The following is an 11,447-nucleotide window of genomic DNA, read 5'->3' as shown; positions in this document are numbered from 1 at the left end:
GGCTAATAAGATTTTCAGAAATAAAATAAAAAGTTTACGAGAAAATTATTCCTTCAACTTCCCGTGATGTTTCCAACGTTTGTGGGTCCAGAAGTAATATTCTGGTGCTTTATGGATTTGTTTTTCCACTTCACGAAGAAATAAATCGGTTAATTCGTAATCTTTATACGCTTTCGGTTTTTCAGCTAGTGTAATAATTTCAGCTTCATAAAAGCCACGTTTTACTTTAGTCACTTTTAGATAAGCGATAGTTAAATCTAGTTTTTTTGCCAGCCGTTCAGCGCCTGTAAAACATGGCACTTTAACCCCCATAAACTCACTCCAATAGACATCTTTTCTCAGCCGCGGTGATTGGTCACTTAAAAAGGCAGTAATACTTTTTTTATTTTCAATTTCATTTTGCTTGATAATAGCAATAATCTCTTTAGTACTAATGAGAGCGGTATCAAATTTTGAGCGGATGTTTCTAACCAATTTATCAAAATACGGGTTAGCGAGTTTTTTATAAACCGCATAACCTTGTAGTTGCGAATGGTTTTGAAGTTCTAAAGACCATTCCCAACTGGCATAATGGCCGTACATTAGAAGCACACTTTTATTTAAGCTTTCTAAACGTTTAAGTTCTTCTGGATTTAAAACTTTAAACCGTTTTTTTAATGAAGCACTCGAAATGGTCATGGTTTTGGTCATTTCTAAAAACATATCGCAAAGATGCTTGTAGAATTTTTTTCTGATATAAGCGATTTCCGCTTTGGGTTTTTCAGGAAAAACCAATTCCAAATTTCCAGTCACCACTTTTCTTCTATAGCCTATAATATAGTAGAGTAGTACATATAGAAAATCGGAAACCAAATAAAGCAATCTAAATGGAAGGATGGAAATCAGCCACAAAAATGGATAAACTAAAATATAAACTAGAAATTGCATGAATTAATTTTAGATTTGCAGCAACAAATATATGCTATACCAGTTACTAATTTAATTTACTGAATAAGAAAACGATGTTTTTTTAGAAAATTGACTAGGTAAACGGTATTCCAATAAATTTAAACGTTTTAAGTACATGGGTAATTTAAATTTGATCACCATTATAATCATAGCTGCCAATGTCATCATCTCTTATAAAGGTTTTGGTGATTTTGCTTTTTTTGAAAAGTATAAATTCAACGTAGGTGCCGTTCGAAGAGGAGAACAAATCCGTTTATTTAGTTCAGGGTTTCTACATGCAGATACGGCGCACTTATTTTTTAATATGTTTACACTTTACTTTTTTGCTGATGTAGTTATTGGCTTGTTGGGAGGTTTTAGTTTTATAATCATTTATATCGGGAGTTTATTGCTAGGGAGTTTGCTGTCTTTATATTTTCATAAGGACGAATATCATTATAGTGCGGTAGGTGCTAGTGGTGCTGTTATGGGTGTTATTTATGCTGCTATTTTATTACAGCCAGGAATGAGTTTGTACATGTTTTTTATTCCTATTCCCATTCCCGCATATGTTTTTGGAATTGGGTACTTGCTCTATTCTATTTACGGCATGAAAAAACGAATAGGAAATATAGGACATGATGCACATTTTGGAGGTGCCATTGGCGGTTATGCGATAACATTGTTATTGGCGCCCTGGTTACTTCAAACCAATTTATTGATGATAGGGTTGCTGGCATTGCCAATAGTATTATTATTTGCTTTGAAAAAGGCAGGGAAGATGTAAAAGAGATGATTACGATAATCTAAACTTTTGCGACAACTAATCGTTATGGCATAACTATTGAATTTATAAAAGAAATCAATAGATGTAATTCAGTTTAAATCATTGATTTTCAATATTTTAAAATTTATTCTAATCACAAAAACATAAAGCTCGATCTGTTTTAATGACAGATTGACCTAATTACATATATGAAGAAATCTAATTTTATTACCCTTGACAGTTTGTCATTACAGGAGTTTGATGAGAATTCAGAACTTATTCCGTTAATGACACCCGAGGATGAAGAAGAAATAAATAACGAATCCTTACCAGAAACTTTACCCATTCTTTCTTTAAGAAATACGGTATTATTTCCTGGAGTGGTTATTCCTATTACGGCGGGCCGCGATAAATCCATTAAACTTATTAACGATGCCAATAAAGGCAATAAGGTGATTGGAGTCGTCGCTCAAAAAGACGAAACGGTGGAAGATCCGTCTGTTAAAGACATTCATGAAACTGGAACGGTCGCTAGGATTTTAAGAGTCCTAAAAATGCCAGATGGCAACGTTACTGTGATTATTCAGGGTAAAAAGCGATTTAAGATAGCGGAAGTTATCACTGAAGAGCCCTATATGAACGCGACCATACGCGAAATGCCTGAGGCAAAACCCGCAAAAAGGAATAAGGAGTTTTCGGCTATTATTGAGTCTATCAAGGATTTGGCCCTTGAAATTATAAAGGAAAATCCAAATATTCCTAGCGAAGCTTCTTTCGCTATTAAGAATATTGAAAGCAACTCATTTTTAATAAATTTTGTGTCGTCAAACATGAATTTATCGGTTTCAGAAAAACAGTTGCTATTAGAAAACAACGATTTAAAAAGTCGTGCTTTGGCAACGCTCAAACTCATGAATGTTGAGTTTCAAAAGCTAGAGCTTAAAAACGATATCCAATCCAAAGTGCAGATGGATATGAGTCAGCAACAGCGCGAGTATTTTTTACATCAGCAGATGAAAACCATCCAAGAAGAGCTTGGTGGGGTGAGTCATGATGAGGAGATTGATGAGATGAAGGCACGCGCCAGTGAGAAGTTGTGGGATGCTAATGTTAAAAAACATTTTGATAAAGAAGTGGGGAAATTACAACGTATGAATCCTCAGGTTTCAGAATATTCCATTCAACGCAATTATTTAGAATTGATTCTTGATTTGCCATGGAATGAATTCAGCAAGGATAAATTCGATTTAAAACGTGCCAAGCGCATTTTAGACAGGGATCATTTTGGCTTGGAAGATGTTAAGCGAAGAATCATTGAATATCTTGCGGTGTTAAAACTGCGTAACGACATGAAATCGCCCATTTTGTGCTTGTACGGCCCTCCTGGAGTTGGAAAAACATCGTTAGGAAAGTCTATTGCAGAAGCTTTAGGTAGAGAGTACGTAAGGGTATCTCTAGGCGGATTACGTGATGAAGCGGAAATTCGCGGACATAGGAAAACCTATATAGGTGCTATGCCAGGGCGAATTATCCAAAGTTTAAAAAAGGCTGGAACCTCAAATCCGGTGTTTGTTTTAGACGAAATTGATAAACTGGTTAATTCGCATCAAGGCGATCCATCATCAGCCATGTTAGAGGTTTTAGATCCGGAGCAGAACAGTGAGTTCCATGATAATTTTTTAGAAATGGGCTATGATTTGTCAAAGGTTATGTTTATTGCTACCTCAAATAGCTTATCTACCATTCAGCCAGCCTTGTTGGACAGAATGGAGATTATTAATGTGACGGGTTATACCATTGAAGAAAAGGTTGAAATAGCAAAACGGCATTTGCTACCAAAGCAATTAAAAGAACATGGTTTAACAAAAAAGCATTTAAAAATTGACAAACCTCAATTAGAGAAAATTGTAGAAGGATATACTAGAGAGTCTGGAGTGCGTGGTTTAGAAAAGCAGATCGCTAAAATGGTGCGTTTTGCTGCAAAAAACATTGCCATGGAGGAAGATTATAACATTAAGGTAACCAATGAAGACGTTATTGAAATCTTAGGCGGACCAAAGTTAGAACGCGATAAATATGAAAATAATAATGTTGCCGGTGTAGTCACTGGTTTAGCATGGACGCGTGTTGGTGGTGATATTTTATTCATAGAATCCATTTTATCAAAAGGAAAAGGAACACTAAGCATTACAGGAAATCTTGGAAAGGTGATGAAAGAATCGGCAACCATTGCCATGGAATACATAAAATCAAATGCCGACGCATTTGGCATTGACCCAACTATTTTTGATAAGTATAATGTGCACATTCACGTACCCGAAGGCGCCACACCAAAGGACGGACCAAGTGCAGGTGTAACGATGTTAACCTCGCTGGTATCCTTATTTACCCAACGTAAAGTCAAGAAAAGCTTAGCCATGACTGGTGAAATAACCTTACGAGGAAAGGTGTTGCCAGTTGGCGGTATCAAAGAAAAAATCCTTGCGGCAAAACGTGCCAGAATTAAAGACATTCTTTTATGTGAGGATAACAGACGCGATATAGAAGAAATTAAACCTGATTATTTAAAAGGTTTAACTTTCCATTATGTGACAGATATGAGTGACGTGATTAAAATTGCAGTGACGGACCAAAAGGTCAAGAATGCTAAAACTTTATAGACTTTAAAATATAAGATAGCCTCGACTTTTGTCGGGGTTTTTTTATGAATTAAAATAAAAGATACCACCCAACGTTTTAAGATAGATTTACTTACTTTGTATCGTAAATATGCTAAAAAAAATAATTGCTCTTTTTTGTTTGCTCTTTAGCCTTGGTGTCAAAGCTCAGGTTGGGGGAGAAGCGACCTATCAGTTTTTGAACTTGATATCATCGCCACGTCAAGCAGCATTGGGAGGGAAGGTGCTCACCAATGTTGATTATGATGTGACACAGGCGCTATTTAATCCAGCAACTATAAATGTAGCTATGGATAACCAGTTAGCATTAAATTTCAGTAGTTATTTAGGAGGCATTGGTTATGGTACGGCAGCCTACGCGTATACTATTGATCGTCGAACGCAGACTTTTCACGCTGGAATGACCTACATTAATTACGGATCTTTTGATGGCTATGATGAAAACGGTGTTTCTACGGGATCATTTTCAGGAAATGAAACGGCTTTGTCTTTTGGTTATGCCATGCAAGTGGGCTACACAGATTTTTATTTTGGAGCGAATGTAAAATTGATTACTTCCAAGTTAGAGCAATACAGTTCCTTTGGTGCTGCCGTAGATTTAGGATTAATATATATTAATGAGGATTTAGATTTTCATGCGGCATTGGCCATCCGAAATTTAGGGAGTCAAATAACAACCTATGCTGGTTTGAATGAGCCACTGCCTTTTGAAGTAGATTTTGGTATTTCCCAACGTTTAGAGAATGTCCCTATTCGCTGGCATGTGACCTTGGAGAATTTGCAAAAATGGCCTATTTCACAACCAAATCCGGCTAGAGCGACTAGTGATTTAGGTGGTAATCAGTCTGATGAAAAAATTGGGTTTTTGGGTCAGGTCATGAGGCATACCATTTTGGGAGCAGAACTATTTCCAGAAGGAGGTTTTAATATTAGACTGGGATACAATTTTAGGCGAGGCGAAGAATTAAGAATCGTAGATCAGCGTAATTTTTCAGGGTTGTCTGCCGGAATTTCCATAAAAATGAGTAAAATGAGATTCAGCTATACGCACGCCAAATATACAAGTGCCGGAAATTCGAATTTCTTTGGTTTGCAAATAGATTTACAGTAAAATTAGTATTCAGTAAACAGTCCCAGTATTCAGTCTCAGTCAAATGTTTGTTTTTCTCATTTAACTATAATTAAACTGATTAGTGTTTTTCACTTTAGAAGACTTTAAGTACTTTAGACACTTTTAACTTTTAAGATTAAAATGAATAAAATCACCATTGCCATAGATGGATTTTCATCAACAGGAAAAAGCACCGTGGCCAAACAACTTGCAAAACATTTGGGTTACGTTTATGTCGATACGGGCGCCATGTATAGAGCGGTAACATTTTATGCCATGAAAAATGGTTTAATTGACAATACCGATTTTAATGCAGAAGCCCTCGTGTATCAGTTACCAAATATTGAACTCAGTTTTAAGTTTAATAAAGCTTTGGGTTTCGCTGAAGTATATTTGAACGGTGTTAATGTTGAAAAAGAAATTCGTACGTTAGAAGTCTCAAGTTTTGTTAGTCAGGTTTCTACAATTTCTGAAGTTAGACTTAAATTAGTGGAGCAGCAACAAAAAATGGTCAAAGATAAAGGGATTGTCATGGACGGTCGGGATATTGGTACGGTGGTTTTTCCTAAAGCAGAACTGAAACTATTCATGACTGCCTCAGCAGCTACCAGAGCAGAAAGGCGTTATCAAGAACTTACAGAAAGAGGTGATACGGTGAGTTATAATGCTGTTCTACAAAACGTAAAAGAACGTGACTATATGGACTCTACAAGAAAGGACTCTCCGTTAGTTAAGGCAGATGATGCTATTGAAATAGACAATTCCAATATGACTTTAGATGAACAGTTTAAAAAAATACTTCAACTCGTAAAGATGACTATTGAGGATTGTGAATAGTCTCAGTCACGGTCGCAGTATTCAGTTGCAGTCTTAGTATTCAGTAGTATAGGAGTCGTTCAGTTTCAGTTGATCGCATGAGTAAACCGTCAACAGTGTCCTTTCCTTCGGAAAGGAGTCAGGAAAGGATAAAAAACGAACTCTTTTTAAAAAAGATTGAAGTTCTGAAAATAGATATCCAAATGATTGAAAACGTGTAAGATTAGGTATAATTATTAACTTAATTTTCAGGTGTTTAAAATAGCTATTTCAAATTAGGCAGATTTGTTAAAAATTTGTATTTTTGCACTCCTTTTAGCGGATTATTGGAATGATAAAAGGGACTGAACATAACTCAATTTAACACTTCTGCTTGTTAATCGCTTAAATCTTCCAAAGCAATCAGAATACAAAAAATAATCAGCACATGGCTGAAAAAGCAAAACAAGCTGAAGTTGAAGCAACTGAAGCAACCGCTGTAGAGGCTCCAGTAGTATCTGAAGCTAAAGCAAACCCTGAAAAATTCTTAAAAGAATTCAACTGGCACAATTACCAAGAAGGTATTGATGAAGTTGATGACAAACAATTACAGGAATTTGAAAAATTAGTAGCCGAAAATTTTGTAGATACCTTAGATGACGAAGTTGTTGAAGGTACTGTCGTTCACATGACAGATCGTGATGCCATTATTGACATCAACGCAAAATCGGAAGGTGTGATCTCATTAAATGAGTTCCGCTACAATCCAGATTTAAAAGTTGGAGACAAAGTAGAGGTTTTAATTGATGTACGTGAAGACGCTACAGGTCAATTAGTACTATCTCACAGAAAAGCGCGTGTTATTCAAGCATGGGATCGTGTTAATAAAGCGCACGATACTGGAGAAATCGTTAATGGTTTTGTAAAATGCAGAACTAAAGGTGGTATGATTGTAGATGTTTTCGGAATTGAAGCATTCTTACCAGGTTCTCAAATTGACGTTAAGCCAATTAGGGATTACGATCAGTATGTAAACAAAACTATGGAATTCAAAGTTGTGAAAATCAACCACGAATTTAAAAACGTAGTGGTGTCTCATAAAGCGCTTATTGAAGCCGATATTGAAGAACAAAAGAAAGAAATCATTGGTCAATTAGAAAAAGGTCAAGTACTGGAAGGTATTGTTAAAAACATTACGTCTTATGGTGTATTTATCGATCTTGGTGGCGTTGACGGATTAGTTCACATTACAGATTTATCTTGGTCTAGAATCAACCATCCAAATGAGATTGTTGAATTAGATCAGAAACTGAATGTGGTGATCCTTGATTTTGACGAAAACAAATCAAGAATCCAATTAGGATTAAAACAATTAAGCAAACACCCTTGGGAAGCTTTAGCCGATACTGTAAAAGTAGGCGATAAAGTAAAAGGAAAAGTGGTTGTAATTGCTGATTATGGTGCGTTTATTGAAGTTGCAGATGGCGTTGAAGGATTAATTCACGTATCTGAAATGTCTTGGTCTACACACTTACGTTCGGCTCAAGATTTCGTTTCTGTAGGAGATGAAGTGGATGCTGTCATCTTAACTTTAGATAGAGAAGACCGTAAAATGTCGCTTGGTATCAAGCAAATTACTCCAGATCCATGGACAGATATTACAGAAAAATACCCAGTAGGTTCTAAGCATACAGGTATTGTTCGTAACTTTACAAACTTTGGTGTTTTTGTTGAATTAGAAGAAGGTATTGATGGATTAATTTACATCTCAGATTTATCTTGGACTAAGAAAATTAAACATCCATCGGAGTTCTGTGCCGTTGGTGATAAGTTAGATGTGGTTGTATTAGAGTTGGATGTTGAAGGACGTAAATTAAGTTTAGGTCATAAACAAACAACTGATAATCCTTGGGATAAATACGAAACTGAATTCGCTTTAGAAACTGTTCACACTGCTGAAATTTCTGAAATCGTTGACAAAGGTGCTACGGTTGAGTTTAACGAAGATATCGTTGCTTTTGTGCCATCACGTCATCTTGAAAAAGAAGATGGAACTAAACTTAAGAAAGGTGAATCTGCAGAATTCAAAATTATTGAATTTAACAAAGAGTTTAAACGTGTTGTAGCGTCTCATACTGCTATTTTTAAAGCAGAAGAAGTGGCAAACGTAAAAGCAGCTGTTAAGAAGGCAGCTACTGCTGCTGCAGAAGCAAAACCAACACTTGGTGATGCTAATGATGCTTTACAAGCTCTTAAAGATAAAATGGACGGGAAGAAATAATCTGATATAGATTATTGGATTTTTATTCATTTATAAAACTAAGCCTCCGATGTTCGGAGGCTTTTTTTGTACGCAATTTTATGTTTTAACTTCTAATATTTTGCACTACCTTTGTATTCCAAATACGTTTGGATAATTTATGGGTCAAAAAGTTTTACTTAACGCAAAAGAGGTAAACATCATTCTTCATCGATTGGCTTGTCAACTTATTGAAAAACACAACGACTTCTCAAACACCGTTTTAGTTGGTTTACAACCAAGAGGCATATATTTAGCAAGACGGATTGCCAAAATATTAAAGGACGATTATAAAATAAAGAATATCAAGTTAGGACAATTGGATATCACATTTTATAGAGATGATTTTAGACGTGGCGAGAAACCTTTAGAAGCGAATAGCACCGATATTAATTTTTTAGTGGAAGATAAGAACATTGTTTTTATTGATGATGTGCTGTATACTGGCCGAAGTATTCGAGCCGCATTAACAGCTATTCAATCGTTTGGCAGACCTAATGAAATAGAATTATTAACTTTAATTGACAGACGATTTAGTAGGCATTTACCCATCCAACCAGATTATCGAGGCCGACAAGTTGATGTGATAAATAATGAAAAAGTAAAAGTAAATTGGCAGGAAAATGAAAATGAAGATGCTGTTTACTTAATTGAAAAATAATAATTTTGGTTAAAAGTTAAAAGTTAAAAGTTAAAAGTTAAAAGTTAAAAGTTAAAAGAAAAATAACTGGCAATTGAATATTGAAAAAGCATGAAACTCTTAGATATTGAAAAATTAAACTTTGAGAATATTGAAAAAAGGGATTCAGTAATTATAGAATTTGAAGCGTTTAGTGGGCTAGATGTCATCCATGAAATTGATAATCGATTGATAGAATTGATTCCAGAGGAACTTGGAACTCACGATATGCACGAAATTGCTATGGATGATACGCATGGGAGGTTTTTTACCTATGGAAAAAATGCTGAGGAGCTATTTAAATTAATGCTTCCAATATTAAAAGAATATGTTTTTTTAAAGAATGCCAAAGCATATCTTAAATTTACGAATGGTAATAAAAAAAGAAATTTAGAATTTAAGTTATCTAGTATAACTGATGACTGAATACTGAAAACTGAATACTAAAAGAATATGAGCGAATTAAGTGTTAATCACTTATTAGGAATTAAATATCTCAACAAAAAAGATATTCAACTTATTTTTGAAACTGCAGATCATTTTAAAGAAGTGATTAACAGACCCATTAAAAAAGTCCCTTCGCTTAGGGATATTACCATTGCCAATCTATTTTTTGAAAATTCTACGCGTACGAAGTTATCTTTCGAACTTGCAGAAAAGCGCCTATCGGCAGATGTTCTTAATTTTTCATCATCTCAATCTTCAGTAAAAAAAGGAGAAACCTTAATAGATACTGTTAATAATATCTTATCAATGAAGGTTGATATGGTCGTTATGCGTCACCCGAATCCCGGCGCTGGTGTATTCTTATCCAAGCATGTTAATGCAAGTATTATTAATGCCGGTGACGGTGCACACGAACACCCCACACAAGCCTTGTTGGATTCGTATTCTATAAGAGAAAGATTAGGTGAAGTCAAAGGTAAAAAGGTCGTTATAGTGGGTGATATTTTACATAGTCGTGTTGCGCTTTCAAATATTTTTGCGCTACAATTACAAGGCGCCGAAGTTATGGTCTGTGGCCCTAAAACATTGCTTCCAAAATATATTGGCAATTTAGGAGTTAAAGTAGAAACCAACTTAAAGAAAGCATTAAACTGGTGTGATGTCGCTAACATGCTTCGCGTACAAAATGAACGCATGGAAGTTAATTATTTCCCTTCCACCAGGGAATATACGCAACAATTTGGAGTACATAAAGAGTTATTGGACTCTTTAGATAAAGACATTGTAATCATGCACCCAGGTCCTATAAATCGGGGTGTTGAAATTACAAGTGATGTGGCCGATTCTAAGCAAGCCATTATTTTAGACCAGGTTCAAAATGGTGTGGCTATTAGAATGGCCGTTATATATTTATTAGCGTCAAAAATAAAACAGTAGATTATGATTATAGATCAGCATGATAATATCTCTATTATTACTCAGGAAAAAGCAACCATAATAAAGTTAGTAAAAAAAATTCGAGCATTATACCCAAAATTCAAAAATGATAATATTATCGTCAGCCTGACCACTTTGGACCAACTAGGGCTTTCAGACATTATTGAATTTTTAGAATTATCAAATACGCATCGCGCAGCTAAACAATCATTTGTCATTGTGACCGATCAGGTGAACTTTGATAACATGCCCAATGAAATTATGATTGTTCCAACCATAGAAGAAGCGCATGATATTATTGAGATGGAAGACATGGAGCGCGATTTAGGGTTTTAATATGAACGAATTCCATGTAGCACAGGTTAATATTGCAAAAAGATTGGCGCCGATGGAGGATCCTATTATGCAAGATTTTGTTAATAATCTGGGTAAAATAAATGCGATTGCCGATATAAGTGACGGGTTTGTTTGGCGTTTGAAAGACGACGATGAAGATGAAGCTACAGACGTTTTTCAAGATGATACGCTGATAATTAATATGTCTGTTTGGAAAAATATGGAGTCACTCTTTAACTATGTTTATAATTCAGGACACATAGAGGTTCTTAAACGAAAGAAAGAATGGTTTAGCAAAATTAAGATGACACACATGGCCTTTTGGTACGTGCCCATTGGTGTTGAGCCTACATTCCAAGATGCAAAGCAACGTTTGGATTATATAAATAAACACGGTGACACCCCTTATGCATTTACCTTTAAAACAAAATTTACACCAATAGATTTCACAAATTACAATCCTGTTTTATAAT

At 35.2% G+C, this 11,447-nt stretch carries 11 protein-coding genes; 10 read left to right on the top strand and 1 reads right to left on the bottom strand.

Going from position 1 to position 11,447, the window contains the following annotated elements; translation table 11 throughout:
* Positions 1 to 45 precede the first annotated feature (45 nt).
* A complete protein-coding gene (locus FAF07_RS16955) occupies positions 46 to 927 on the bottom strand; it encodes a lysophospholipid acyltransferase family protein (protein ID WP_142786235.1) in 882 nt (293 codons plus the stop codon).
* A 136-nt stretch (positions 928 to 1,063) separates the two neighbouring features.
* Between FAF07_RS16955 and FAF07_RS16950 the strand changes: the two genes are divergently transcribed.
* The 10 genes from FAF07_RS16950 to FAF07_RS16905 all read left to right on the top strand — a co-directional run bounded on the left by FAF07_RS16950 (position 1,064) and on the right by FAF07_RS16905 (position 11,446).
* The gene (locus FAF07_RS16950; RefSeq protein WP_142786234.1) at positions 1,064 to 1,714 is read left to right on the top strand and encodes a rhomboid family intramembrane serine protease; all 651 of its coding nucleotides are present in this window, start codon (positions 1,064 to 1,066) and stop codon (positions 1,712 to 1,714) included.
* 188 nt (positions 1,715 to 1,902) lie between these two features.
* Positions 1,903 to 4,353, top strand: a complete 2,451-nt coding sequence (gene lon, locus FAF07_RS16945) for an endopeptidase La (RefSeq protein WP_142786233.1) — start codon at positions 1,903 to 1,905, stop codon at positions 4,351 to 4,353.
* A 109-nt stretch (positions 4,354 to 4,462) separates the two neighbouring features.
* On the top strand, positions 4,463 to 5,482 hold the full coding sequence (gene porQ / locus FAF07_RS16940) for a type IX secretion system protein PorQ (protein WP_142786232.1): 1,020 nt from the start codon (positions 4,463 to 4,465) through the stop codon (positions 5,480 to 5,482).
* A 141-nt stretch (positions 5,483 to 5,623) separates the two neighbouring features.
* On the top strand, positions 5,624 to 6,319 hold the full coding sequence (cmk, locus tag FAF07_RS16935; protein WP_142786231.1) for a (d)CMP kinase: 696 nt from the start codon (positions 5,624 to 5,626) through the stop codon (positions 6,317 to 6,319).
* Between the two features lie 406 nt (positions 6,320 to 6,725).
* Positions 6,726 to 8,558, top strand: coding sequence for a 30S ribosomal protein S1 (gene rpsA / locus FAF07_RS16930; RefSeq protein WP_142786230.1), 1,833 nt, complete (start codon positions 6,726 to 6,728; stop codon positions 8,556 to 8,558).
* A gap of 139 nt (positions 8,559 to 8,697) precedes the next feature.
* Complete coding sequence (gene pyrR, locus FAF07_RS16925; protein WP_142786229.1) at positions 8,698 to 9,237, top strand: bifunctional pyr operon transcriptional regulator/uracil phosphoribosyltransferase PyrR; 540 nt, start codon at positions 8,698 to 8,700, stop codon at positions 9,235 to 9,237.
* A 90-nt stretch (positions 9,238 to 9,327) separates the two neighbouring features.
* Positions 9,328 to 9,681, top strand: coding sequence for a hypothetical protein (locus FAF07_RS16920; protein WP_142786228.1), 354 nt, complete (start codon positions 9,328 to 9,330; stop codon positions 9,679 to 9,681).
* A 27-nt stretch (positions 9,682 to 9,708) separates the two neighbouring features.
* The gene (locus tag FAF07_RS16915; RefSeq protein ID WP_142786227.1) at positions 9,709 to 10,638 is read left to right on the top strand and encodes an aspartate carbamoyltransferase catalytic subunit; all 930 of its coding nucleotides are present in this window, start codon (positions 9,709 to 9,711) and stop codon (positions 10,636 to 10,638) included.
* A 3-nt stretch (positions 10,639 to 10,641) separates the two neighbouring features.
* A complete protein-coding gene (locus FAF07_RS16910) occupies positions 10,642 to 10,974 on the top strand; it encodes a ribonuclease Z (protein WP_142786226.1) in 333 nt (110 codons plus the stop codon).
* A 1-nt stretch (position 10,975) separates the two neighbouring features.
* Positions 10,976 to 11,446, top strand: coding sequence for a DUF3291 domain-containing protein (locus FAF07_RS16905; RefSeq protein ID WP_142786225.1), 471 nt, complete (start codon positions 10,976 to 10,978; stop codon positions 11,444 to 11,446).
* The last annotated feature ends 1 nt before the right edge of the window (position 11,447 follow it).

Source organism: Changchengzhania lutea (assembly GCF_006974145.1).
GTDB lineage: Bacteria > Bacteroidota > Bacteroidia > Flavobacteriales > Flavobacteriaceae > Changchengzhania > Changchengzhania lutea.
This window is presented reverse-complemented; position numbering and strand designations above follow the sequence as displayed.